At 47.6% G+C, this 25,179-nt stretch carries 21 protein-coding genes; all 21 read left to right on the forward strand.

Translation table 11 applies throughout. The annotated features are described in order from the left end of the window. Positions 1-381: 381 nt before the first annotated feature. The 21 genes from ACO0LD_RS21955 (at position 382) to ACO0LD_RS22055 (ending at position 25,162) form a co-directional block, all read left to right on the forward strand. Positions 382-1,356, forward strand: coding sequence for an acetyl-CoA carboxylase carboxyltransferase subunit alpha (locus tag ACO0LD_RS21955; RefSeq protein ID WP_422951067.1), 975 nt, complete (start codon positions 382-384; stop codon positions 1,354-1,356). Further along, positions 1,353-2,750, forward strand: a complete 1,398-nt coding sequence (gene tilS / locus ACO0LD_RS21960; protein WP_423010306.1) for a tRNA lysidine(34) synthetase TilS — start codon at positions 1,353-1,355, stop codon at positions 2,748-2,750. Before ACO0LD_RS21955 ends, tilS begins: the two co-directional genes overlap by 4 nt. 56 nt (positions 2,751-2,806) lie before the next feature. Continuing rightward, positions 2,807-3,514 carry a DNA polymerase III subunit epsilon gene (dnaQ, locus tag ACO0LD_RS21965; protein WP_423010307.1) on the forward strand — a complete coding sequence of 236 codons (708 nt, stop codon included), beginning with the start codon at positions 2,807-2,809 and terminating at the stop codon, positions 3,512-3,514. A 536-nt stretch (positions 3,515-4,050) separates the two neighbouring features. Beyond that, on the forward strand, positions 4,051-4,368 hold the full coding sequence (flhD, locus tag ACO0LD_RS21970) for a flagellar transcriptional regulator FlhD (RefSeq protein ID WP_110254236.1): 318 nt from the start codon (positions 4,051-4,053) through the stop codon (positions 4,366-4,368). 39 nt (positions 4,369-4,407) lie between these two features. Beyond that, the gene (flhC, locus tag ACO0LD_RS21975; protein WP_423010308.1) at positions 4,408-4,962 is read left to right on the forward strand and encodes a flagellar transcriptional regulator FlhC; all 555 of its coding nucleotides are present in this window, start codon (positions 4,408-4,410) and stop codon (positions 4,960-4,962) included. A 15-nt stretch (positions 4,963-4,977) separates the two neighbouring features. Further along, complete coding sequence (locus ACO0LD_RS21980) at positions 4,978-5,784, forward strand: class I SAM-dependent methyltransferase (RefSeq protein WP_423010309.1); 807 nt, start codon at positions 4,978-4,980, stop codon at positions 5,782-5,784. A 119-nt stretch (positions 5,785-5,903) separates the two neighbouring features. Next, a complete protein-coding gene (gene motA, locus ACO0LD_RS21985; protein WP_423010310.1) occupies positions 5,904-6,764 on the forward strand; it encodes a flagellar motor stator protein MotA in 861 nt (286 codons plus the stop codon). Positions 6,765-6,781: 17 nt separating this feature from the next. Further along, a complete protein-coding gene (gene motB / locus ACO0LD_RS21990; protein WP_423010362.1) occupies positions 6,782-7,705 on the forward strand; it encodes a flagellar motor protein MotB in 924 nt (307 codons plus the stop codon). Positions 7,706-7,804: 99 nt separating this feature from the next. After that, positions 7,805-8,353: a chemotaxis protein gene (locus tag ACO0LD_RS21995; protein ID WP_423010311.1), complete on the forward strand. Its 549-nt coding sequence runs from the start codon at positions 7,805-7,807 to the stop codon at positions 8,351-8,353. A 51-nt stretch (positions 8,354-8,404) separates the two neighbouring features. Then, positions 8,405-8,770 (forward strand): response regulator, encoded by a 366-nt coding sequence (locus tag ACO0LD_RS22000; protein WP_110253733.1) that lies wholly within the window; start codon positions 8,405-8,407, stop codon positions 8,768-8,770. Positions 8,771-8,820: 50 nt separating this feature from the next. Continuing rightward, on the forward strand, positions 8,821-10,854 hold the full coding sequence (gene cheA, locus ACO0LD_RS22005) for a chemotaxis protein CheA (RefSeq protein ID WP_423010312.1): 2,034 nt from the start codon (positions 8,821-8,823) through the stop codon (positions 10,852-10,854). 35 nt (positions 10,855-10,889) lie between these two features. Then, positions 10,890-11,399, forward strand: a complete 510-nt coding sequence (locus ACO0LD_RS22010; RefSeq protein WP_423010313.1) for a chemotaxis protein CheW — start codon at positions 10,890-10,892, stop codon at positions 11,397-11,399. A gap of 76 nt (positions 11,400-11,475) precedes the next feature. Then, complete coding sequence (locus tag ACO0LD_RS22015) at positions 11,476-13,227, forward strand: methyl-accepting chemotaxis protein (RefSeq protein ID WP_423010314.1); 1,752 nt, start codon at positions 11,476-11,478, stop codon at positions 13,225-13,227. Positions 13,228-13,476: 249 nt separating this feature from the next. Continuing rightward, positions 13,477-14,370, forward strand: a complete 894-nt coding sequence (locus ACO0LD_RS22020; protein WP_423010315.1) for a CheR family methyltransferase — start codon at positions 13,477-13,479, stop codon at positions 14,368-14,370. Positions 14,371-14,373: 3 nt separating this feature from the next. After that, positions 14,374-14,982 (forward strand): chemoreceptor glutamine deamidase CheD, encoded by a 609-nt coding sequence (gene cheD / locus ACO0LD_RS22025; RefSeq protein WP_422951078.1) that lies wholly within the window; start codon positions 14,374-14,376, stop codon positions 14,980-14,982. A gap of 53 nt (positions 14,983-15,035) precedes the next feature. Then, positions 15,036-16,112 carry a protein-glutamate methylesterase/protein-glutamine glutaminase gene (locus ACO0LD_RS22030; RefSeq protein ID WP_423010316.1) on the forward strand — a complete coding sequence of 359 codons (1,077 nt, stop codon included), beginning with the start codon at positions 15,036-15,038 and terminating at the stop codon, positions 16,110-16,112. Positions 16,113-16,215: 103 nt separating this feature from the next. Then, entirely contained in the window at positions 16,216-16,605 is a 390-nt protein-coding gene (gene cheY / locus ACO0LD_RS22035; RefSeq protein WP_110253727.1) for a chemotaxis response regulator CheY, read from the forward strand. A 444-nt stretch (positions 16,606-17,049) separates the two neighbouring features. Continuing rightward, the gene (locus ACO0LD_RS22040; RefSeq protein ID WP_423010317.1) at positions 17,050-18,267 is read left to right on the forward strand and encodes an EAL and HDOD domain-containing protein; all 1,218 of its coding nucleotides are present in this window, start codon (positions 17,050-17,052) and stop codon (positions 18,265-18,267) included. 150 nt (positions 18,268-18,417) lie between these two features. After that, positions 18,418-20,094: a glycosyltransferase family 39 protein gene (locus ACO0LD_RS22045; protein WP_423010318.1), complete on the forward strand. Its 1,677-nt coding sequence runs from the start codon at positions 18,418-18,420 to the stop codon at positions 20,092-20,094. Between the two features lie 137 nt (positions 20,095-20,231). Beyond that, positions 20,232-24,227, forward strand: coding sequence for a phosphoribosylformylglycinamidine synthase (gene purL / locus ACO0LD_RS22050; RefSeq protein WP_423010363.1), 3,996 nt, complete (start codon positions 20,232-20,234; stop codon positions 24,225-24,227). Positions 24,228-24,421: 194 nt separating this feature from the next. Further along, positions 24,422-25,162, forward strand: a complete 741-nt coding sequence (locus ACO0LD_RS22055; protein ID WP_423010319.1) for a substrate-binding periplasmic protein — start codon at positions 24,422-24,424, stop codon at positions 25,160-25,162. Positions 25,163-25,179 lie beyond the last annotated feature (17 nt).

The following is a 25,179-nucleotide window of genomic DNA, read 5'->3' on the forward strand; positions in this document are numbered from 1 at the left end:
TGCAATGGTATACTGGCTGATGAGCAAAGCGCCATCTTATCAAATAAGTTGCTGACTATGGGTGTTTGACAATGACTTTGACAAGTAAGCAGCATTTTGCCAGTGGTTTTGGCAACGGCAACAAGTATTTGCTTGCTGATTTCTATTGTCTGGACTCAAGCAAAAAGTGCTGAACACTGGACAGCGAGACCAGTTTTGATATCTAATCTGCTCCGTCAGGACAATAAGTCCATTATGTATGCATACGAATTTTGCAAAAAAATCATCTAAATGGTTCTTTTGTACGCTAGGCAGAGCGACACATTATTCAATTAAACATTGCGTCCGCGCCAGAATGAAATTGGATTTTTTTATCAACTCGTGTGATGTTAAGGAGGCACGATGACTAAAACGACATTTTTAAATTTTGAACAATCAATTGCAGAGCTGGAAACAAAAATAGAAGAACTGCGTTTTGTTCAGGATGATTCAGCAGTCGATATTTCTGAAGAAATAGATAGGCTGTCGAAGAAAAGCCAGATGTTGACGAAGGATATTTACGCCAAGTTGACCCCATGGCAAGTGTCGCAAATTTCCCGTCATCCCCAGCGTCCATATACCATGGACTACGTGAATCAGATGTTTACTGATTTCCACGAGTTGCATGGTGACCGCAGTTTTTCTGACGATCAATCCATCGTTGGTGGTCTGGCCAGGTTCAATGGTCAGGCATGCATGGTCATGGGCCACCAAAAAGGCCGCGACACCAAAGAACGCGCTCTGCGTAATTTTGGTATGCCCAAGCCAGAAGGTTATCGCAAGGCCATGCGCCTGATGAAACTGGCTGAAAAATTCGATATTCCCGTATTTACCTTTGTCGACACCACCGGTGCCTGGCCTGGTATAGATGCTGAAGAGCGCGGTCAGTCTGAAGCCATTGGCCACAATCTGTATGTCATGGCAGAATTGAAAGTCCCCCTGATCACTACCATTATTGGTGAAGGTGGTTCTGGCGGTGCATTGGCGCTGGCGGTTGGCGATGCTGTGCTGATGTTGCAATATGCGACTTATTCCGTGATTTCGCCGGAAGGTTGTGCCTCTATCCTGTGGAAGACATCTGACCGCGCATCTGATGCTGCGGAAGCACTGGGTTTGACTGCGCACAGACTGAAAGCCATGGGTCTCATCGACAAGATCATCAATGAGCCTTTGGGTGGTGCACATAGGGATCCGAAACAGATGTGCGCTTTGGTAAAACGTGCACTGGCAGATACCTTGCGTCAATTCCAGGGTGTCAAAACCAAGGACTTGCTGGCTGCCCGCCATGAAAAATTAATGAGCTACGGCAAGTTTAAGGAAACGAAACTCGCTGAATGAGGCCAGATCAACATTGCTCCAGTCTTGAGCAAGCATTCTCAAAAAAACTCGATGCCATTATTGCTGATTTCTGTGAAGGAAATCTGCAAAATGGCCTCGCAGTAGGCTATAGCGGCGGTCTGGATTCCACGGTTTTACTCGACCTGGCAATCAATTATTGCCGCCGCGCCAAAATTTCATTGCATGCTTTTCACGTACATCACGGTTTAAGTCCGAATGCTGATGCTTGGCTAGCTCATTGCCAGGCTGCGTGCATTGCTGATGATATTGCCTTTCATGCTGAGCGTATCCAGGTTGCCCGAGACAGCGGCGACGGGGTAGAAGCTTCTGCTCGCAAGGGGCGTTACCAGGCTTTGGGAATGATGTCGAAAAATACCGGCACCTCCTTGATTCTGACAGCTCATCATCAGGACGATCAGGCGGAAACCTTGTTGTTGCAGTTATTGCGAGGTAGTGGTGTGGCTGGCATGTCAGGCATGGATGTCTGTCACCGTGCACCTAATTTGTTTGGCCATGATGAAGTCATGCTGGGGCGGCCACTGCTGACCGAAAAGCGAACTACGCTGGAAGCTTATGCGAGCCAACGGGGTTTAAGCTATATCGAAGATGAGTCAAATACTGACCAGCGTTATCTGCGCAATGCCATACGCTACAGTGTAATGCCGGTGCTTGAAGGCTTATCGCCCGGCTACTCAGAACGTATAGCCCGTTCCGCCACCCATTTTCAAGCGGCGCAAGATTTACTGCTGGAAGTTGCAGAGCAGGATTTAGCCAATTGTTCCTTTGAAACGGGGTTGGGTATTGCTGCCATGCGTGCACTGAGTCCTGCACGTAGAGATAACTTGTTCCGTTACTGGTTTTCAAAGGCGGGTGTACGTATGCCCACGACCTCGCGGCTGAAGGAAATGCAATACCAGCTATTTGACGGGCGTGAAGATGCGCGTATTACTATCCGTCACGATACCATTGCGATACATCGCTATAAAGACATCGTCTATTTGTCTGCACAAAAAGCTGAGATGGCTGAGGAAGACAACGAACGTGAATTTGTCTGGCAAGGACAGGCGCATATCCACTTTCCTGAATTTGCTGGTAGCCTGTATTTTGACCAGGCTGAGCGTGGACTGGGTGCATCCTGGCTAAAGTCGCAAACGCTTTCCTTGCATCTGCGCAGAGGAGGGGAGAGACTGAAGCTGGCAGAAAACCGCTCTACCCGCGATATGAAGAGCCATTATCAGTCTTTGCAGATACCTTTCTGGCAACGGGAGCGCTTACCATATGTCTCTATTGGCAAGGATTTATTGTTTGCTGCAGGCGTCGGTATGCAGAGCCGGTTTTGCCAGGCTGAGCCGGGAACGTGCATTTCTTTGCGCTGGGTGTTTGATCAACAGTGATCAACAGTGATTAATTTTGAATAAGTATTTGTTGTCGTCTTATAGGAATATTGAATATGCGTAGGCAGCTAGTCCTCGATACCGAAACCACAGGTTTGAACGCGCGTAATGGCGACCGCGTCATAGAAATTGGTTGTGTAGAATTAATTAACCGCAAGCTGACCGGTAATAACTTCCATCGCTATATCAATCCAGAGCGTGATTCTGAAGAAGGCGCTTTGGCAGTTCATGGCTTAACCACCGAATTTTTAAGTGATAAGCCCAAGTTTGCCCAGATAGCCGAAGAATTTTGCGAATATATCAAAGATGCAGAAATCATTATTCATAATGCACCTTTTGACGTGGGCTTCCTGAATGCCGAGTTTGCGCGTCTGAATTTACCCGCATTGACTGAGTACTGTCCCAGCGTCATAGATACCCTGGTTCAGGCAAAAGAATTGCATCCTGGGAAACGTAATTCTCTTGATGCGCTCTGTACCCGCTATGAGATTTCAAACTCGCACCGCAAATTGCATGGCGCTTTGCTGGATGCTGAATTGTTGGCAGATGTTTTTCTGGCAATGTCACGCGGGCAGAACAGTTTTGAAATCGACATTGAAGAAGACGACGCACCAAAAGTGCAGGAAGTCGTGGCCTTTGATATGCCCGTTGGTGAGATTGCGGTATTAATGGCAACAAAAGAAGAAATGAGCGAGCATGAAACATTGCTGGCAGGGTTGGATAAGCAAATCAAAGATAAATGCATCTGGCATACGACTTTGTAAGAAATAAGCTGAAGCCCCTTTAATTTGAAGTGCATTAAGTGCAACAAATGCATGGAGTAATAGCTTAAATAGCCATTTAAACGGTACTAAAAGGATCACCTGTTGCAAACAGGTGATTTTTTTTTGGTTTTTTTTGCGCTTAACCCTAAAGATTTCACAATTTGTTGCCGTTACAGGGATAAGAAAATAAATCGAAAATATTTTTAATTTTTCCCTAAAGTTTTCTAAAGTACTGCCGTTAATGATTGTAAGACGATGTGGTAAAAGATCGATTTTTCCATAAGCCCTTGTTTTCATTAATGTTTTTTGAATTGGCTAATTTTGCTGATTGAGAAAAATAAAAATCTGTTTTCTACGAAATTTCATTTTGTAGATGCCTAAATTTGCCTGTAGGATATTTTCCTACGGCATGTCCTCGTTTTTTTCTTGGTTTAAATACGGAATCCTGCTTATACAGCCGCTTTTCAGCAGCCTGCACAATGTATCTCACTGGCAACGCAAACATGCCGCTGATAACAAAACTGGAGGGTGGGAAAATGACGCAGAACGATATGATGGCCGAGATTCGGGATGCCAATTTGAGTTATTTGATGTTGGCACAACAAATGATTCGCGCTGATAAGGCGACCGCTATTTTCCGTTTAGGCATAGGCAAAGAAATTGCAGACCTGATCGAAGGTTTGAATAATGCCCAGATTTTGAAATTGGCTGGCTCCAATATGATGTTGGCGCGCTTCCGCTTCGAAGATAGCTCCATTTTGTGTATGTTGACAAATTACAACAAGGAACGTGCGCTTGCACATTCCCATGCTGCGATTTTGATGGCTGGTCAACCAGTAGAAGAAATCCATTAATTTGTCGGGCATTAAAATCAAGGCGGATGGAGAAAAATCATGGCAAGCAAAAGTGTAGTAAATGAAGCTCACGAAATTCAATTGGCAATTGAGTTGGTCAATCTGGGCGCCAGATTGCAATTGCTGGAATCAGAGACTTCCTTGTCGCGTGAGCGTCTGCTGAAGATATACAAGGAATTGAAGGGTGTATCTCCACCCAAAGGCATGCTGCCTTTTTCTGCTGACTGGTTTATTACATGGCAGCCAAATATTCATTCTTCGCTGTTCATGAATATCCATAAATATCTGCGTGAACATGCAGGCGTTGATGGTATTGAAGCTGTCATCAAGGCGTACCGCCTGTATCTGGAGCAAATGCCTGTTCCTGCGGGTGAGGAGCCGGTCTTGTCACTGACCCGTGCCTGGACCCTGGTGCGCTTCTTTGAAGGAAAAATGCTGAGTTTTGCAAAATGTTGCAAATGCGGAGGGCATTTTGTTGCGCATAGTCTGGATTTGCATGATGATTATGCTTGTGGTTTATGCCACGTCCCGTCACGGGCAGGTAAAACAAAAAAAGCAAAAGATGCGGAGGCCGCGCTGGAATTGGTGGCATAAAATTCAGGAGGAGCCTTGGAGGTAGCATCATCAAAAACCCGCAAAGGCAAACTCCTACCGGATGACGGAGTCTTCTCTTCGCCTGTCTTTTTGGCCTTGCTCATACAACTGCTTGCATTTGGCCTGTCTTATGTGCTGTATGCGACCGACCGGTGGCAGTTTGGCGGCATACTTTCCCCTTATTTACTACTCATCGTTCACGCCAGCCTGGCTGCCGTTCTCAGTTTCTTGCTGCGCATGAGTTGGTGGTGGTGGCTCATACAATTCATTTTTCCCTTTGCAGTTGTAGCATCTCTGGTTTTTCAATTGCATCCGGGCGTGAGTCTGGCGATCTTTGTGTTGATGGTATTGTTGTTTTGGTCAACTTACCGCACACAAGTTCCATATTTTCCTTCCAAATCCAGTTTGTTGCCGTGTATTCTTGAGCAACTACCTGCGCATGATGATTTGTCCTTTATTGATATTGGTAGTGGCTTTGGCGGTGTGTCTGTCAGCCTTGCCAGGCTACGGCCTCAACAATCTTTTTTTGGGGTCGAGGTGGCACCTTTTCCGTGGCTGGTCAGTTGGTTCAGAGCTAAATGGGTGGGCCCCAGGGTTCGCTTCTATTTAAAAGATTATCTGCAACTGGATTTTGCTGAGTTTGATGTGGTCTTTGCTTATCTTTCACCAGCGGCTATGCCTGACTTGTGGGAAAAAATCAGTAATGAGATGCGACCAGGTACGCAATTCATGAGTTATGAGTTCAAAGTGCCTGGCATTGAGGCGGATTTAACTATAAAAAGCAATGCGAATGACCCCGTTCTTTATGTCTGGCGCATATAATGCATATAGTGAAATGTATTCCTGAAGCAATATTTAACCTTCCATTTCTGGTGAATGCTTCAGGTCTGAGGTAGTGTAGTCGATATTATAAAAAAATCCTCTCTAAGGAGTAAAAGCTCGTGTTAGTTATCGTCGGCTATATCATCGTATTGGGCTCAGTCTTTGGTGGCTTTGTTTTGTCCGGTGGGCATATCGCGGTATTGTTTCAGCCACTGGAGTTGCTGATGATAGGCGGCGCTGCAGTTGGCGCTTCTCTGGTTGGTAATAATGCGAAAACCCTGAAGGCCACCATGAAGGCACTTCCAGGTGTCCTGAAAGGCTCAAAATATACAAAAGCTTTGTATATGGAGCTGATGACGATGCTGTTCGATGTCCTGACCAAGGTGCGCAAAGAAGGCCTGATGTCTATCGAGGGTGATATTGAACGCCCGGAAGAAAGCCCGCTTTTCAGTAAATATCCTGCAATTGTCCACGATCATCATATGATGGAGTTTATAGGGGATTATTTGCGCCTGATGGTTTCAGGGAATATGGATGCCTTTCAAATTGAAAATCTGATGGACAATGAGTTGGAAACGCATCATCACGAAGGTGCGGTTCCTGCGCATTTCATTGCCAAGTTAGGTGATGGTTTGCCCGCTTTTGGTATTGTGGCTGCGGTGATGGGGGTGGTGCACACGATGGAGTCTGTCGGTATTCCTCCATCTGAGCTCGGTATCTTGATTGCTCATGCCCTGGTCGGTACTTTCCTGGGTATTTTGCTGGCCTATGGTTTTGTCGGGCCACTGGCTGGTTTGATGGAGCAGCAACTGGATGAGTCATCCAAGACTTTTCAGTGCATCAAAGTGACTTTGCTGGCCAGCTTGAACGGTTATGCACCAGCTTTGGCGGTGGAGTTTGGCAGGAAGGTATTGTATTCAACTGAAAGGCCAACTTTCACTGAATTGGAAGATCACATTAAGCAATCGAAATCTAAATAATAAAAACTGGATTGATGATGGCAAGCGAAGAATTACGACCAATTATAGTCAAGCGCATCAAGAAGGTGGCCGGTGGCCACCATGGAGGTGCCTGGAAAATTGCCTACGCTGATTTTGTGACGGCGATGATGGCATTTTTTCTGTTGATGTGGTTGCTAGGCTCTACTGCCAAAGGTAATTTGAACGGCATCGCCGAGTATTTTCAGACGCCTTTAAAGGTGGCGATGGCTGGTGGTGATGGCAGCGGTGATAGTTCCAGCGTGATCAAGGGTGGTGGTAAGGATCTGAGTGCGCGTGAAGGTCAAAGCCGTAAGGGCGAGATAGAAACGCAAAAGAAAACCTACAACTTGCAGGCTGCAGAGGCTGCTCTGGCAAAAGTAGAAGCAGAAAGGCTGAAAGGCCTGAAGTCTAAAATTGAAGCCGCCATCGAATCCAACCCTACACTGAAGCAATACAAGAAACAGCTTTTGCTTGATATCACGACTGACGGCTTGCGCATCCAGATGGTGGACGAGCAAAACCGCCCTATGTTTGCTTCGGCCAAGGCAGATTTGCAGCCCTACACCCGAGAAATTTTGCACGAGATCGGTAAAGCGCTCAATGATGTGCCTAACCGCATCAGTTTGTCTGGTCATACCGATGCTGCGCCTTATGGTAGTGGTGAGCGCGGTTACAGCAATTGGGAATTATCGGCTGACCGCGCCAATGCATCCAGGCGAGAGCTGATTTATGGCGGTATGGATGAGTCCAAGATGTTAAGAGTGGTTGGGCTTTCCTCTTCAGTGCTGTTTGATAAGCAGGATCCTTTGAATCCGATTAATCGCAGAATCAGCATCATCGTCATGAACAAAAAAGCAGAAGAGTCTGCTTCACAGGACGGCGGCTCCATCGAGGTCGCAAATCAGTCTGACTCAAGTGCCGAAATTTCAGTCAAACCTTGATAGAAGCAAGATATCAGCAAAAGACAAGAAAAAATACAAGCAAAAATACAAGCAAGACGCAGCATCATTAAGTCAATATGCATAGATAGGATGCTTAAGATGTCCAAAAAGAAACTGTTGGGTTCTCAGGTTAAGCAACTTTTATCAGGTGTGTCTGATCACGGAAATGCACATTTGCTGGAGGTTGAGACTGACCTTGCGCAAACAACCATACTCTTGGGTGAGGCGATAGAGAAGTTGGGCGTCAGCTTCATGGCGCTGCATGCAGCAATATCGAGTGAGCAGGAAGAAATTAATTTGATTGTCAGTTCTGGCAATGTTTCAGATGACAGTGTGTTGCGACTCAAGGCTATACAGGAAGATATCGCCAAACATATCAGTTCGGCTGTGACCAGCTTGCAATTTCAGGATTTGACCAGTCAATTAATTTCACGAACTCTGCAAAGATGTGAAGGTTTGCGCGAAGTGTTGGGGACTTTGGGTGTATTAGGTAATGATATTGAACATGATGGCGAATCAGACGAATTGACGGCGTTGTTGCGCGAGACTACCGTGCGCCTGGAAAAGCAAAGCGCGGATCTGAAGAATTTGTTACGTAAAGCAGTGCATCAAAAGCATATGGATAGCGGTGACATTGAGTTATTTTAAATCAAGTGGTAGCGAGCAGAAGCTGCCTACAATTCGTATAACGGAGTAAATATGGCCAAGACAATTTTAGCTGTGGATGATTCTGGCTCTCTGAGGCAGATGGTAGCGTTCAGTTTAAAAGCAGCTGGATATCAGGTAATAGAAGCAGTGGATGGCCAGGACGGTCTGGAAAAGGCACGTAATCAGGTTGTGGACCTGGTGCTGACAGATCAAAACATGCCACGTATGGATGGTCTTACCCTGATCAAGTCTTTGCGTGGTCTGCCTTCGTACGCACGTGTACCCATCCTGATGCTGACAACAGAATCAAGTGACGATATGAAGGCAAAAGGCCGTGCAGCCGGTGCAAATGGCTGGCTGGTAAAACCTTTTGATCCACAGAAGTTGACTGAAGTAGTTAAAAAAGTGATTGGCTGAATTAATGGCCTGGTGTCTGGGCAAACAAATGTAAATCACGGAGCTTAATAATGACGATTGACATGAGTCAGTTTTTCCAAGTGTTTTTCGACGAGGCGGAAGAGCTTCTTGCCGAGAAGGAAAAACTGTTACTTGCCGTCGATATCTCTTCGCCAGATCCAGAGGATTTGAATGCCATATTCAGGGCAGCTCATTCCATTAAGGGCGGTGCTTCGACCTTTGGCCTGACAGATATGACAGAAGTGACCCATATACTCGAGTCACTGCTTGATAAAATACGCAAGGGAGAAATGGCGCTGACTGGCGAGCACGTAGACGCTTTTCTTATCGCCAAAGATATTTTAAAGATGCAGCTGGATGGCCATAGATTGGGCACGCCGGTTGACCAGGACGCTGTCGCCGATGTAAGAATGTTGCTGCAATCCTTGTCACAGGATGCGGTTCCTGTTGCTGCGCCTGCTGCAAGTTTTATCAGTCATCAATCCAGCATGGATCACGCTGATGTCGTATTTAAAACGGCATACAAAATTGAAATGCCAGACGTATCAGAAACTGATGCTGCTGCCATCATGTCTGAACTTGGGCTTTTAGGTGCGATTTCACGGTTGGATAATAATGGCAAGAATGTGGTCCTGGCCTTGCGCACCAATGAAAGCAAGGACGATATCATATCGATTTGCTCTTTCATTCTGAATCCTGATACGCTGAAAATTACAGAAGAACAGATCACCAGTTTACCTGCAAGTAAAGCTGAACCGACAGAGGATGAGCTTGGGTATGGGTTCTTTGAACCTCTGGACTCCATGTTTCCACCAGAAGAAAATAAGGCCGAGCCTGTCGCTGAAAAAGTTGTGGATGTTGTTGTCGCTGAAAAGCAGGTGCAACAAGCTGAGAAAAAAGTGGAAAAGGCTGCCACTTCCCAAGAGTCTTCAACCATCAGGGTTGGTATAGAAAAAGTTGATCAACTGATTAACCTGATCGGTGAACTGGTCATTACCCAGGCCATGCTGGAGCAGCGTACGCAGGACCTTGATCCGATTGCCAATGAACGTCTGTTAAGCAGCGTCGCTCATTTGACGAGGAATACCCGCGACCTGCAAGAAGCCGTTATGTCCATACGCATGATGCCCATGGATTATGTCTTTTCGCGTTTTCCGCGCATGGTCAGGGATCTGGCCAGCAAGCTGGGAAAGAAAGTCGAATTCATTACCTATGGTGCTTCAACCGAACTTGATAAGGGCTTGATAGAACGTATTGTTGATCCCCTTACGCATCTGGTCAGAAACAGTATTGATCATGGTATAGAAATGCCGGCGGCCAGAGCGCAGGCCGGTAAAAGTGAGACTGGTAAATTATCCCTGTCGGCAGTACACCAGGGTGGCAATATTGTGATCGAGGTCAGTGATGATGGCGGTGGATTGCATAGAGAGAAAATTCTTGCCAAAGCCAGACAAAATGGGTTGACGGTTTCCGATTCCATGAGCGACAGTGAAGTCTGGTTGTTGATTTTCGCGCCAGGCTTTTCTACAGCAGAGACAGTAACCGATGTTTCTGGTCGCGGAGTCGGTATGGATGTGGTCAAGCGTAATATCGCGGCCATGGGTGGTGTGGTCGACATACGCTCAGCAATGGGATATGGCACGACGATTACCATTTCCCTGCCATTGACGCTGGCCATTCTTGACGGTATGTCGATTAAATTTGGCAACGAAATTTATATTTTGCCTCTGGGCTTTGTGATGGAATCGCTGCAGCCAGCCCAGGCAGATATTAAAGAAATCAGTGGCAAGGGTAAAGTGGTTAAAGTGCGTGGCGAGTATCTGCCACTGGTACCTTTGTACGAGTACTTTGATATTGAACCTAAGTATACGAACCCATCTGATGGCATCGTTGTGATCGTTGAAGTAGATGGTAAGAAAGCTGCTTTGTTTGTTGATGATCTGGTTGGGCAGCAGCAAGTTGTCGTGAAAAATATAGAATCAAATTACAAGAAGGTCCCCGGGATCTCTGGCGCAACTATCCTGGGTGATGGTGGCGTTGCACTTATTTTAGATGTCGCTGCCGTTTTGCGTACTGCGCGATGAAGATTGAATCAGAAATTTAAGACGAGGAAAAAGAAATGGCGCAAATTTCACAGGGTAGTGATCATGCTTCGAATGACGGGGCTAAATCTGATATTGCCGGGCATGAATTCCTTGCTTTTACTTTGGGTAATGAAGAATATGGTATCGACATACTCAAGGTCCAGGAAATACGCGGCTATGAAGCCGTTACGCGAATCGCCAACGCACCGGATTTTTTGAAGGGTGTTATCAATTTGCGCGGCATCATTGTTCCCGTGGTTGATATGCGTATCAAGTTCAACTTGGGAACACCTACTTATGATCAGTTCACGGTCGTCATTATTTTAAATATTGAAGGGCGTATTGTTGGCATGGTAGTTGATAGCGTCTCTGACGTGACGACTTTGTTGCCTGAGCAAGTCAGGCCTGCTCCTGAAATGGGAACTACCTTCAGCACTGATTTCCTGATTGGATTGGGTACACTTGATGACCGCATGTTGATACTGGTGGACATCGATAAATTGATGTCCAGCCCAGAAATGGGTCTGGTCGATACAGCTGCATGATGTTCTGGTTTCTCTAAGTGGCTACTGATAAAAAATGTAGACATAGACGCTAACAAAAAAATAATTAGGAGACACTATGAATCTGAGAAATTTTAAAATTGGTACCCGTTTAGGGGTCGGCTTCGCACTGATTCTGGTAGGCCTGATCTCCGTAATTTTGTTTGTCAACGCCTTGAGCGGCAACAACCGCAAGGCCATGATAGATGGCTTGAATATGGCTGCTCAAAAACAGGTTCTGGCCAATGCCATGAAAAGTGCACTGTTTGAAGGCGGTATAGCCATGCGCAATATCGGCATACAGTCTGATGTCGGTGAAATGCAAAAGGAAGAAACCAAGGTCAAGACTCAAAGAAAAAAATATGAAGAGGCAAAAGAAAAAATTGCTTCCCTTGGCTTGAGTGAGGAAGAAAAGAAAATCCTTGGCGACATTGCCAAGGTTGACAAGGAAATAGAAAAGCCATTAAAGGATGCAGTAGGTCAGGCTTTGGCATTTAATGCAGAAGGTGCCGCAAAAATTATTGCCACAGTCATTGACCCATTAAGTTCAAAGTCCATACTGGAAATGAATAAACTGGTTGATTTGCAGGATGTTGCATCCAAACTGGTTTTTGAAAATTTTGCAGCCGCAGGCGCAAAACTGACAATCTGGCTGTATGTCATTCTCTTGTCAGCCGTTATTGTCGGTGCTCTGTTCGCCTGGACCATCACTCGCAGTATTACACAACCCTTGCAAGAGGCACTGAGTCTTGCAGAAACTGTGGCAGAAGGTGATTTGCGTAGTCAGGTGACAGTATCTGGTCATGACGAAGTAACCTCTCTGTTTCAAGCCTTAAAGAACATGAACGATAATCTGGCCTCGACTGTTGGACAGGTCAGGACAGGTACAGAAACCATCACTGTCGCATCCCGGGAAATAGCCTCTGGCAACGCCGATTTGTCCAGTCGTACAGAATCGCAAGCCAGCTCCCTGGAAGAAACAGCCAGTTCCATGGAAGAACTGACTAGTACCGTCAGGCAAAATGCCGACAATGCACGCCAGGCCAATCAACTGGTGGTGTCTGCATCCGGTGTCGCCGTCAAAGGTGGTGCTGTGGTTGGCCAAGTAGTCAGTACCATGGGCTCGATCAAGGAAAGCTCACGCAAGATTGTTGACATCATCGGCGTCATTGACGGCATCGCCTTCCAGACCAATATTCTGGCTTTGAATGCAGCGGTAGAGGCTGCCCGTGCAGGTGAGCAGGGCCGTGGCTTTGCCGTGGTCGCTGCAGAAGTACGCAACCTGGCACAGCGCAGTGCCAGTGCCGCCAAAGAAATCAAGTCCCTCATCAGCGATTCGGTGGACAAAGTCGATCAGGGTAGTAAGCTGGTGGATGAGGCAGGCAAGACCATGGACGAGATTGTCACCAGCGTACAGCATGTGGCCGACATCATGAGCGAGATCACCGCAGCCAGCCAGGAACAAAGTTCAGGCATAGAACAAGTGAACCTGGCGATTACGCAAATGGATGAAATGACGCAACAGAATGCGGCGCTCGTTGAGCAGGCAGCAGCAGCGGCAGAAAGCATGGAAGAGCAAGCCGTTGCATTGGCACAGGCAGTCAGTGTATTCAAACTGAATGGAAATGCGGCGCAAGTAAGTCAGCAAACTAAACCAGTTGTCAACAAAGCAGTGAGTAATAATAAGCCTGCTGCAAGTGCCAGGTCAGAAGTGAAGGCATTGCCCAGAGCGACCCGTGCAAGTCCTTCATCTACTGGAGCTGGTGCACGTGCCAGCAAGCCAGTTGCTGAACCAGGCAAGCGTGCAGACGACGACTGGGAAGAATTTTAAGGCTAGGCCTGTAAGGTATAGCCAGGAAGCGATGATTTCTGGCTTAAAGCTTGGATACCTGGATATCAAAGCGATTGACATGTAACAAGCGTCCTGGCCTCTTATGAAAGACGCTTGTAATTTAACTTAATTAACAGTAAATATTTTTCAGTCTGGCAAAATGTCTTTGTAATCTTGATTATCTGGATTTTTATTTGAAATCAGCTTTCGTCTCTAAAACAAGATGGGGAAAGTTTAGGAAAGCATTGAATGACGAAATCCATCGATAAAGCCAGATCAGACACTTCAAAGGAGTTTACATTTAACTCCAAGGATTTTGATCGTGTCAGGGATCTGATTTACAAACGAGCTGGCATTTCACTGGCAGATAGTAAGCAGGAAATGGTTTATAGCCGGCTTGCGCGTCGTTTACGGGCGACTGGTATCAACTCGTTTTCTGAATATCTGGATGGTCTGGAAAGTCATCAGATTGAGTCTGAGTGGGAAGCCTTCACCAATGCGCTCACCACCAACCTGACTTCATTTTTCAGGGAAGAACATCATTTCCCCATTCTTGCTGAGCACATCGCCCAGAAAAAAGAGACAGTCAATATCTGGTGCTCTGCCAGTTCAACTGGTGAAGAACCTTATTCCATTGCCATCACATTGTGCGAAGCATTTGGAACCCTGCGCCCCCCTGCACACATTATTGCCACAGACATCGATACCAATGTCCTGGAAACGGCATCCCGTGGCGTCTACAATCTTGACCGCATCGAAAAATTATCGGCAGAAAGAACACGAAAATTTTTCTTGAAAGGCAAGGGCGCTCAGGAGGGACTGGTGCGTGTCAGGCCAGAATTGCGCGACTTGATCACATTTAAACAGTTGAATTTATTGGAAGATAGCTGGCCTTTGAGTGGCGAATTCGATGCAATTTTTTGCCGGAATGTCATGATTTATTTTGACAAGCCTACGCAGGGCAAAATCTTGAAGAAGTTTGTTCCCTTGATGAAGTCAGATGGTCTGTTGTTTGCCGGTCACTCAGAAAATTTCTTGTATGTCTCAGATGACTTCAAGCTGAGAGGGAAAACTGTTTATGAACTGGGTAAATCCCATGCGTCAGGCAGCAGAGCGACATTGCGCAATTTGCAAAAAGGGTAATCCATGAGCCAGCTAAGTGAAGAGCATTTTGCAACGAATGTCTATTACGACAGAACTTTCGATTGTGATGCCGCCAAAATATTACCTGGTGAATTTTATTTCACCAACAAGGACATGTTGATCGTTACGGTGCTGGGTTCTTGCGTTTCTGCGTGCATACGTGACCGCGTTTCTGGTGTCGGCGGGATGAATCATTTTATGCTGCCAGATAGTGGTGGTGATGCAGACAACCCGGTATCTGCTTCGATGCGTTATGGCACGTATGCGATGGAAGTGCTGATCAATGAATTGTTAAAAGCCGGTGCCAAACGCGAAAACATGGAAGCCAAGGTATTTGGTGGTGGCAATGTCTTGCGCGGCTTTACCGCCATCAATGTCGGTGAGCGCAACGCCAGATTTGTACTGGACTATTTGCGGGCTGAAAGAATGCGCGTAATCGCTGAAGATCTGAATGATATTTACCCGCGCAAAGTGTATTTCTTTCCAAGAACGGGCAAGGTACTGGTCAAGAAACTCAAAGTGGAACATAACGATACCCTGAGAAGGCGTGAACAGGATTATGCCAGCAGGCTCAAGACGACTTCAGTTGGTGGCGAAGTCGATTTGTTCTAGTTATTTTGATTGTGTGACGTCGGTAGTCGAGACTGAGCGCGGAGTATTTGCGAATGAAGATAAAAGTATTAATTGTTGACGATTCTGCGCTGATCCGGAGCGTCATGAGCGAGATCATCAGCAGCCAACCCGATATGGAAGTGGTCGGCGTGGCTCCTGATCCTCTGGTTGCGCGCGAATTGATCAAGCAGACCAATCCAGATGTGCTGACACTGGATGTGGAAATGCCAAAGATGGATGGCCTGGATTTTCTTGAGCGCTTGATGCGCTTGCGCCCCATGCCCGTCATTATGGTGTCTTCGCTGACTGAGCGCGGGTCTGAAATTACCATGCGTGCTCTGGAGTTGGGCGCGGTTGATTTTGTCACCAAACCCAAGTTATCGATACAAAGTGGCATGCTTGAGTACATGGAACTGATCACGGACAAGATCAGGATCGCTTCCAAAGCCAGAATCAGACCCAGAAGTGCGCCAGTAGCAGCTGCCGGACAAGCGAATGTTGGTGTATTGCCACAAGTGCGCAATCCCCTGACCAGTAGTGAAAAACTGATTATTATCGGCGCCTCTACGGGTGGTACTGAAGCGATCAAGAATTTTTTAGTGCAAATGCCCTCGGATTGTCCGGGGATATTAATTACCCAGCATATGCCAGAAGGATTTACCCGTTCTTTTGCCAAGCGTCTGGATGGCTTGTGCAAAATTTCGGTATCTGAGGCTGCCGGTGGCGAGCGTGTCTTGCCTGGCCATGCCTACATTGCTCCTGGTCATTCACATCTGTTGCTGGGACGCAGTGGTGCAAACTATGTGACTCAATTGGACCAGGGTGAGCCAGTGAATCGCCACAGGCCTTCAGTAGATGTCCTGTTCAGGTCTGCAGCTATCTATGCGGGCAAAAATGCCGTCGGCGTGATTTTGACGGGTATGGGCAAGGATGGTGCGGCTGGTATGCTGGAGATGAAAAATGCCGGTGCATACAATTTTGCCCAAGATGAAGCAAGTTGTGTAGTATTTGGTATGCCGCGTGAAGCAATTGCAATTGGCGCGACACATGAGGTTGGCCCTTTGAATGAATTGCCCACCAAGGTTCTGCATTACCTTGCTACGCATGGCAGCAGAGCCCTCAGGGTGTGACGTTTTGATAGAATTTAATGTGTTACAGCAATTTCACCACCGTTTTATCTCAATTTGTCCGATAATGCTAATAACTGTCCTTAAAGAAATAGTGGAGTAATTCATGGCCGATCAAAATCTCAAATTTTTAGTAGTCGACGACTTTTCTACTATGCGTCGCATAGTGCGGAATTTGCTGAAAGAATTGGGATATTCCAATGTCGATGAAGCAGAAGACGGTGCAATGGGACTGGCAAAACTGAAGAATGGTGATTTCGATTTCGTCATCTCAGACTGGAACATGCCTAACATGGACGGATTGACGATGTTGCAGCACATCCGTGCTGACCCAGCTTTGTCAAAAATGCCGGTACTCATGGTGACTGCCGAAGCAAAAAAAGAAAACATCATTGCCGCAGCGCAAGCGGGGGCAAATGGCTATGTAGTAAAACCATTTACTGCGGCCACGCTGGATGAAAAACTGACAAAGATTTTCGAAAAATTAGGAAAATAGCAGGGCAATCGGCTTTCCCGGGAGAGGAAAATGAGTCTATGCGTCAATCCAGATACTCAAGCAGAAAATCTCCTGGGTAGCGCTCGGCACATGGACAGGCTGTTGCAGAATAACGTGCACAGTCTGGTTTTATGCAAGCACTCAAAGTATGGGGGCGAGGATGCGCAAAATCAGCCTTATTGCCTTGGCGTTGCTGCCACAATTTCAGAAGATGCAGAGCAGATATCCACTCTTGTGGCTAGGTGGTTCGCGCAATTTAATGAACGATTGATTAGTCGGCTGATGGTAGTCGACGGTAGATTGAGAGTGCTATTTTGACGAGTGCTCAAATCTATATACAAGGCAATGCCGGGTTTGTTCAAATCAGAATCAGTTTGATGATTTGCTAGCAGCCTTGAGTTCTGAATTTTTCAATCATATTAATCCAACATAAATAATACTAAGATGATAGAAGAAAGCTTCATCGTAAGGGAACCCTTACTCGATCCTAAGCAACGAGTCATTGGTTTTCAATTTTCATGGCAACAGCCGGATCAGAATGCAGAGGCAAGCACGGAAAGCCTGAGTGCCTTGCTTGAATTCGTTGCCGTGCAATTGCATGACGACGACAAGGGTTTCTTGCTTGGCGATAGCCTGCTGTTCCTCGAAGCAGTACCCGAGTTATTGCATGCAGAAGGTTTGAAGCTTCTACCTGCCAAGAATACCGTACTGATACTCCATAAAAAATACTTTGCTGATCCAGATACGCTTGCTGCGGTGACAGAATTGCGTCAACTAGGTTATGGCATATGCCTGCGTGGCGCCGAAGTAACAACGCTGGAGCGCGCTTATTTTGCGCAAATCACCCATCTTGAAGTGAAATTGAATGCAGCCAATTTTGCATCGCAAGCCAAGGTGTATGCGACATTGAAGCAATCGACTGTGCGCATGGTGGCACGCAATGTCACTGCCTGGCAGGATTTCGATGCATGTTCAGCATTGGGTCTGGACAGTTTTGTCGGAAAATTGCATTTGACACCAAGGCCAAGCACTGCTCCCAAGACTTTAAATACCTCACAAACGACTATTTTGCAGTTGATGGAAATGGTCAGGAAAAATGCCGATATCCAGCAGCTGGAAGCCGTGGTCAAGCGCGATGCGACTCTGGCTTATAAGCTTTTACGCTACATTAACTCTGCCGGGTTCGGTTTGCGCTCTGAAGTGCAATCTTTGAAGCATGCAGTACAGATGCTGGGTTACAGCCCTTTATATCGATGGCTCACACTGTTATTGGCAACGGCCAGCACCAGTGGTTATTCTCCGGTATTGCTGGAAACTGCCATCATCCGCGGTCGCCTCGCTGAAATTTTGGGACAAGGCAAAATGTCCAAGAGTGAAGCTGAAAATCTGTTCGTGGCAGGCATGTTCTCTTTGCTGGACAGACTCTTGGGTATTCCCATGGAAGAAGTACTGTCATCAATACAATTGCCTGAAGTAGTCACGGAGGCATTGATCTCCCGTGGCGGCACTTATGGGCCATTCCTGGCGCTGGCTGAAGCATGCGAATTGAATAGTATGCTGGTCGGTTCCCTGGCAGAATCTTTGAAGATTACCCCTCCAGATTTGAATGCCGCACATATGGCCGCTCTGGTTTGGGCAAAAAATGTTGCTTCTGTAGCCTGATCAAGTTGTACTTTAATCAAAAAGACAAGCAGTTCTGCTTGTCTTTTTTTTGCTTTATTTACCAAGAGTAGATAAAGTTCGCTACTTGAAAATTAAATTGAGACAAGTCCCATTTTTTGTGGGAAATAAATCGTTCCATCTATGAATGTTGTGCAAGTCAATACTGAAGTGCGTCAACCCACCATACCTGCCTGGTTGGTATGGTTACTTACCATCTTCTTTTTGGCTTATGGCCTCGGTTGCTATCCGATATTGGACAATAATGAAGGCCTGTATGCAGAAATTCCCAGGGAGATGCTGGCCTCCGGCGACTGGCATCACTGGATCATTCCACATCTGAATGGTCTGGCCTATATGGAAAAACCGCCCTTGCTGTATTGGCTGACGGCGATTTCTTTTGCTATCTTTGGTGAGAATGAATGGGCAGCCCGGTTGGTGCCGGCCATGTCTGCACTCTCATGCGTAGCTTTGATTTTGTGGTTCGGACGCCAGATAGCGCGTGTTGCTGCCTCGCGGCTGGCTGCCTTGATGTTTATCAGTGGCTTGGGTGTCATGGCAATGTCGCGCACCCTGATGTTTGATATGCTGCTCACGGTATTTCTGACAGGGGCCCTGATGTTCGGCTACCTGTACAGCATTTCTGGTGAAAAGAAGAAGCTTAACTGGTCCTTGGGATTTCTTGCATTTGCCTTGCTGGCCAAGGGCTTTGTAGCGATCATTTTGTTTGTGGCCGTGACATTCGTTTTCACCATCCTGTTTTCCAGCTCGACAGGTGATTTTTTCAAGAGAATACTGGCCTGGTTTAATGCCAGGGCAATTGGTATTTTTTTGTTGATTGCCTTGCCATGGCATATTGCCGCCATCCTGGCTGAGCCTATATTTGCCTGGTTTTATTTTATCAATGAGCATGTGCTGCGTTTTTTGGGCAAGCGCGAGCCACATGACTACTATGCCGGTGCCTGGTGGTATTACTTGCCAAGGATGGTGATCTATCTCTTCCCCTGGTCTTTCTTTTTGCCTGTGCTTTTGTTTGTCAAGTCACGCCAGCAAACGCAGCGAACGCTGCATTTCTTCCTGGCTTGCGCCTGGATCATGCCAGTCTTGTTCTTTTCTTTATCCAGCGCCAAGGCAAATTACTATCTGGTGGTTGTCATGCCATTGGCTGCGCTGCAATTAGCCATCGCTTTAGAGGACAGAAGCTTTGGCGCAGCCTGGGGCAGGGCGCTGGTGGGTGTGGCTTTGGCAGTTTTGTTTGGCGTTGCCGCCTGGTGGGTGGGTAAGCAGGTGAATCATCAGATATCTTCCCTGATGATTTATGGTTTAGATGGGAAACAATTTTTGCAAGCCTTTATGGCATCAGCCTGCATACTGAGTGTATGCGTCGCTGTTATTGTCTGGCGCAAACCTGATGCCGGGATATTTCCATTCGTCGCTTTGCCGGCACTGATGTTGCTGGCATTTATCGGTGTTTTGCAAGCTTCAGCCCAGTGGACTTCTACTCAACCATTGGTGACTGAATTAAATGCCGCGCTCAACAAGCGGGAAGTATTTTTATTCAAGGTGTTTGAACATCAATCTTCATTGCCATTTTATTTAAAGCGGCCAGTACGGGTAGTCGAGAGCCGTAGCAGTGATTTGTTTTGGGGAATTAAACTGCATAAGAACGATATTGTCGTTTCAGATACTGCTTTTGATAAAATTACTAATGAGCAACTGGTCAGTTTGGTTGTGCTGGATGAGGATCTGGCAGGCTTTAATGATAAAAGATATGCACATAAATTCAAAAACAGTAAAAAAATTGGCCGTAGCACCCTGTTTATGAACTGAGTTTGGCAGCCAAGTCAATTTCTTCCTGCCTGCGTCTGGAGTCGGGTTGGGCATCAAGGTATAATCACGCTTTCTGATCCAACCAGCATATGTGCACGGCAGGTTTTGTGTACATTGCCTCAACTACCTCGCTCACCATGTTGATATTGCCAGGCTCCAACGCCCTGTCTGCTTTTCGTACTTCCGGTCTTCTCTCCCGTTTGCAAGCTGTTGATGCCAATATTGTCGGCGTCAGCGGGCGCTATGTTCATTTTGTCGATACGACATCTGAACTGCTCAAGGAAGATGCTGATCGCCTGAATGCCTTGCTGGTGTATGGCGATGCATTTGCTGCCAGTAGCGATGGCGATGTATTTGTCGTGATCCCGCGCTTTGGCACGATTTCTCCTTGGGCCAGCAAGGCCACGGATATCGTTCACAATTGCGGCATGACGCATATCCATCGCCTGGAACGCGGCATTATTTACTACGTGCAGGTCAAGACTGGTTTGCTGGGCGGCGCCAAAAAGCTTGCTGATGGCAGCCGTGAGCAAGTCGCAGCTCTTTTACACGACCGCATGACAGAAATGGTGCTGGCCGATGCGCAGCAAGCGCAAGCACTGTTCTCTGAACTGCTTGCTAAAGAACTGGAACATGTCGATGTACTGCAAGGTGGCAAGGCCGCCCTGTTGCACGCAAATACCGAACTCGGTCTGGCTTTGTCCGATGACGAGATCGATTACCTGGTCGATGCCTTTACCGCTGCCAAGCGTAATCCGACTGACGTTGAACTGATGATGTTTGCGCAAGCGAACAGCGAACATTGCCGCCACAAGATTTTCAATGCAGACTGGACTATCGATGGTCAGAAACAGGATAAATCCCTGTTCCAGATGATCAAGAATACCCATGAGTTGCAACCCAAAGGCACCATCGTTGCCTATAGCGATAATTCTTCCATCATGGAAGGTGCGGTCGTCAATCGTTTCTTCCCCTCCGGTAAAGACCGGGTATATCAGGTAACAGAAGAGCTGACCCATACCCTGATGAAGGTGGAAACACATAACCACCCAACCGCCATTTCCCCATTCCCTGGTGCTTCTACTGGTGCTGGTGGTGAAATCCGTGATGAGGGCGCGACAGGCCGCGGTGCCCGTCCAAAAGCGGGCCTGACGGGCTTTACCGTGTCCAATCTGATGTTGCCAGGCGCACGTCAGGCCTGGGAAAATGCTGGCGACAGCCTGACTGCAAAAGTCAGTGACGATGCCTATGGCAAACCAGACCGCATTGCTTCACCACTGCAGATCATGATAGAGGGGCCTTTGGGCGGTGCCGCTTTCAATAATGAATTTGGTCGTCCGGTTCTGGGTGGTTATTTCCGTACCTTCGAACAAAACGTCGGTGGCACGGTCTACGGCTATCACAAGCCAATCATGATTGCTGGTGGTATAGGTAATATCTCGGACAAGCACACCAAGAAAAATGATCTGCCGGTAGGCACGCTGTTGATACAACTGGGTGGCCCAGGCATGCGCATAGGTATGGGCGGCAGTGCCGCTTCTTCCATGGCGACTGGCACCAATACGGCAGATCTGGATTTTGATTCTGTGCAGCGTGGCAACCCTGAAATGGAACGTCGTGCACAAGAGGTCATCAATTCCTGCTGGCAGTTGGGTGATGATAATCCTGTCCTGTCCATCCATGACGTAGGTGCCGGTGGTTTGTCGAACGCCTTCCCGGAAATCACCAATGATGCCAAACGGGGTGCGCTGTTTGATTTGCGTAAAGTGCCGCTGGAAGAAAGCGGCATGGCACCGAAAGAAATTTGGAGTAATGAGTCGCAGGAGCGTTACGTCCTGGGTATCGCACCAGAAAGCCTGGAGCTGTTCCGCCATTTCTGCGAACGTGAGCGTTGTCCGTTTGCCGTGGTAGGTACCGCGACGGAAGAACGTCAATTGCGCGTCATCGATCCGCTGAACGACACTTCGCCAGTGGATATGCCCATGAATGTCTTGCTAGGCAAGCCGCCAAAAATGCACAGGGATGTTGCCCACGTCAGCAATGATTTCCCAAAAATTGATTTGACGGGCATCGACCTGCAAGTTGCTGCCGAGCGCGTTCTGAGCTTGCCTACGGTTGCTGATAAATCATTCCTGATCACCATTGGTGACCGCACAGTTGGCGCTACTTCTGTACGTGACCAGATGGTCGGTCCATGGCAAGTGCCAGTGGCTGATTGTGCCGTGACCACCATGAGCCTGGAAGGCTATCTCGGCGAGGCAATGTCCATGGGTGAGCGTACACCGCTGGCCGTGATTGATGCTGCTGCATCGGGTCGTATGGCTGTCGGTGAAGCCATCACCAATATCGCTGCTGCACCGATCAGGGATATTTCGGATATCAAACTGTCTGCCAACTGGATGGCCGCCTGTGGCCAGCCTGGCCAGGATGCGGCTCTGTTTGATACGGTCAAAGCGGTTGGCATGGAATTGTGCCCGGCGCTGGGTATCAGTATCCCGGTGGGTAAAGATTCTCTGTCCATGCGTACAACCTGGAAGGATGAAGGTCAAAGCAAGGCGGTGACTTCACCAGTATCGCTGATCATCTCTGCCTTCTCGCCTGTTTATGATGTGCGCAAGTCATTGACACCGCAAATACGTCTGGACCAGGGCGATACCAGCCTGATCCTGATCGACCTGGGTCGTGGCAAGAATCGCCTGGGTGCGTCCTGTTTCGCGCAAGTCATGCAGCAACTCGGCAATGATGCGCCTGACGTCGATAGTGCAGAAGACCTGAAAGCTTTCTTCGCTGCTATCCAGCAGTTGAATAGTGAAGACAAATTGCTGGCTTACCATGACCGCTCTGATGGTGGCCTGTACGCCAGCCTGTGTGAAATGGCTTTTGCTGGTCGCGCTGGTTTGTCCGTCAATCTCGATATCCTGACCATGGATAGCGAGCATGCAGCAGACCAGGGTGATGCCAAGAACTGGGCCAGTCAGGTATCTGAACGTCGTAATGACATGACCTTGCGCGCCTTGTTCAATGAAGAACTGGGTGCGGTGATACAGGTGCGTACTGAACAGCGCTCGGAAGTCATGGATGTCTTGCGCAGCTTTAATCTGGGCGCCTGCAGCCATATCATCGGCAAGCCAAACAATAGCGGCATCATCGAATTTACCCGCGATGCCAAGCAAATTTATACGCAGCCTAGAACTGTATTGCACCAGTTGTGGAGCAAAACCAGCTGGCAAATCGCTCGCCTGCGCGACAACCCTGCAGGTGCTGATGCAGAATATGCACGCATCGTGGATGCCAATGATCCAGGCATGCAGCCTAAACTGAGTTTTGATCCGCAGCAAGACGTGGCAGCGCCATTCATTGCAACTGGCGTGCGTCCCAAGGTCGCCATACTGCGTGAGCAGGGCGTGAACTCGCATGTAGAAACTGCTTATGTCATGCACAAGTCAGGCTTTGAAGCGGTAGACGTCCACATGAGCGACTTGATTGCCGGTCGCGCAAAGCTGTCTGACTTCAAGGGCTTGATCGCCGTTGGTGGCTTCTCTTATGGTGACGTGCTGGGGGCAGGTGAGGGCTGGGCAAAAACTATTTTGTTCAATGCCATGATGTCTGATCAATTCTCGCAATTCTTCCATCGCGATGACACCTTTGGCCTGGGTATCTGTAATGGTTGCCAGATGATGAGTAATTTGAAATCCATCATCCCTGGTGCGCAGGCATGGCCTAAATTTACGAAGAACAAATCTGAGCAATTCGAGGGCCGTTTTGCCATGGTGGAAGTGGCTGAGTCTGCGTCCATCTTCTTCCAGGGCATGGCTGGCACACAAACACCTATCGCTATTGCGCATGGCGAAGGCTTTGCTGACTTCTCAACAACTGGTGATATAGCCAGGGCGCAGGTTGCCATGCGTTTCATCAACAACGCTGGCCTGGCGACGGAAGCTTATCCTTACAATCCGAATGGTTCGCCGCAAGGTATTACCTCGGTCACCAATGAAGATGGTCGCTTTACGGTATTGATGCCACATGCGGAGCGTGTATTCCGCTCAGTCCTGCATTCATGGCATCCAGATGGTTGGGGCGAAGATTCTCCATGGATGCGCATGTTCCGCAATGCGCGCGTTTTTGTTGGCTGATCTTTTGCTTGGCTAAACGGTAGCTGGTTAGCATTTGCAGAATTGTTCTGACGGGCGAAATCATGGAAATGATTTCGCCCGTTTTATTTGACCTGCTCTTTATGAAGATGATTTACATTTTGAATCCAGAATAAAGCGTTTGAGGTATGCAGCTTTCCTTATAATGAATCGCCAGGGAAACTTTCTCTAGATAAATGCGATATTTGCTATTCTTTGCCGTGTTATTTGTTTTGCACAATGCTGGTGCAGCGGAGCGTTTGCGTGCCTGCGGCGGAGATAGCAATTGGCCGCCCATGTCGTATATCAAGGCTGCAGGAACGCCAGTTGAGGGTTTGTCAGCAGATATTTTGCGAAATATCTTTGCTGATCCCAAAATAGAACTCAGGCCCTGGGCGCGTTGCCTGGCTGAAGTGCAGGCGCGTGAGGGCTTCGATATCGTGATGTCGGTATTCAAGAACCCTGAGCGCGAAAAGATTTACCTGTTTTCCCGCAATTATCATAGCCTTACACCTTCCTATCTGTATTCGGCTAAACGTTTCTCGCAGCCACCACTGCAAGTCCTCAGTGACCTGGAGAAATACAAGGTTTGCTCCTTGCATGGTTCATCGACTTTTTATACCCGTTTGCCTGCATCTGCCATTGAAAGTGGCGCAACGAGTTATACCAGCCTCATGCGTAAAATAGAGCGAGGTCACTGTGATATCGTGGTGGATATGCAGGAAGTACTATGGGGCTTTGCCCGCTTGAGTCTTTTGCCGCTGGACATGAGTACTTACAAAATATTGAACCTGCCACAGACTGAAAAATATCCACTGCATTTTGGAATCAGCAAGGACCATCCTCAAGCTGCGCAAATCATAGAGCAAGTGGATAAGGGTTTGGCAGAATTGCAGCGTAGTGGCAAATTAAGCAGCATTATCAATAAATATCAGTAGAACTCTCTAAGTAGCTT

It is taken from the genome of Undibacterium sp. Ji83W (genome assembly GCF_049340385.1).
In the GTDB taxonomy this organism is placed as follows: domain Bacteria; phylum Pseudomonadota; class Gammaproteobacteria; order Burkholderiales; family Burkholderiaceae_D; genus Undibacterium.

Bases quoted from the DNA above. Each gene is read 5' to 3' on its own strand.
- flhD (WP_110254236.1), top strand. From the start codon at position 4,051: ATGACGCAGAACGATATGATGGCCGAGATTCGGGATGCCAATTTGAGT.
- ACO0LD_RS22015 (WP_423010314.1), top strand. From the start codon at position 11,476: ATGAATCTGAGAAATTTTAAAATTGGTACCCGTTTAGGGGTCGGCTTC.
- flhC (WP_423010308.1), top strand. From the start codon at position 4,408: ATGGCAAGCAAAAGTGTAGTAAATGAAGCTCACGAAATTCAATTGGCA.
- ACO0LD_RS21995 (WP_423010311.1), top strand. From the start codon at position 7,805: ATGTCCAAAAAGAAACTGTTGGGTTCTCAGGTTAAGCAACTTTTATCA.
- tilS (WP_423010306.1), top strand. From the start codon at position 1,353: ATGAGGCCAGATCAACATTGCTCCAGTCTTGAGCAAGCATTCTCAAAA.
- ACO0LD_RS22000 (WP_110253733.1), top strand. From the start codon at position 8,405: ATGGCCAAGACAATTTTAGCTGTGGATGATTCTGGCTCTCTGAGGCAG.
- ACO0LD_RS22055 (WP_423010319.1), top strand. From the start codon at position 24,422: ATGCGATATTTGCTATTCTTTGCCGTGTTATTTGTTTTGCACAATGCT.
- ACO0LD_RS22010 (WP_423010313.1), top strand. From the start codon at position 10,890: ATGGCGCAAATTTCACAGGGTAGTGATCATGCTTCGAATGACGGGGCT.
- cheD (WP_422951078.1), top strand. From the start codon at position 14,374: ATGAGCCAGCTAAGTGAAGAGCATTTTGCAACGAATGTCTATTACGAC.
- motB (WP_423010362.1), top strand. From the start codon at position 6,782: ATGGCAAGCGAAGAATTACGACCAATTATAGTCAAGCGCATCAAGAAG.
- dnaQ (WP_423010307.1), top strand. From the start codon at position 2,807: ATGCGTAGGCAGCTAGTCCTCGATACCGAAACCACAGGTTTGAACGCG.
- ACO0LD_RS22040 (WP_423010317.1), top strand. From the start codon at position 17,050: ATGATAGAAGAAAGCTTCATCGTAAGGGAACCCTTACTCGATCCTAAG.
- ACO0LD_RS22030 (WP_423010316.1), top strand. From the start codon at position 15,036: ATGAAGATAAAAGTATTAATTGTTGACGATTCTGCGCTGATCCGGAGC.
- cheY (WP_110253727.1), top strand. From the start codon at position 16,216: ATGGCCGATCAAAATCTCAAATTTTTAGTAGTCGACGACTTTTCTACT.
- cheA (WP_423010312.1), top strand. From the start codon at position 8,821: ATGACGATTGACATGAGTCAGTTTTTCCAAGTGTTTTTCGACGAGGCG.
- ACO0LD_RS22020 (WP_423010315.1), top strand. From the start codon at position 13,477: ATGACGAAATCCATCGATAAAGCCAGATCAGACACTTCAAAGGAGTTT.
- purL (WP_423010363.1), top strand. From the start codon at position 20,232: ATGTTGATATTGCCAGGCTCCAACGCCCTGTCTGCTTTTCGTACTTCC.
- ACO0LD_RS21955 (WP_422951067.1), top strand. From the start codon at position 382: ATGACTAAAACGACATTTTTAAATTTTGAACAATCAATTGCAGAGCTG.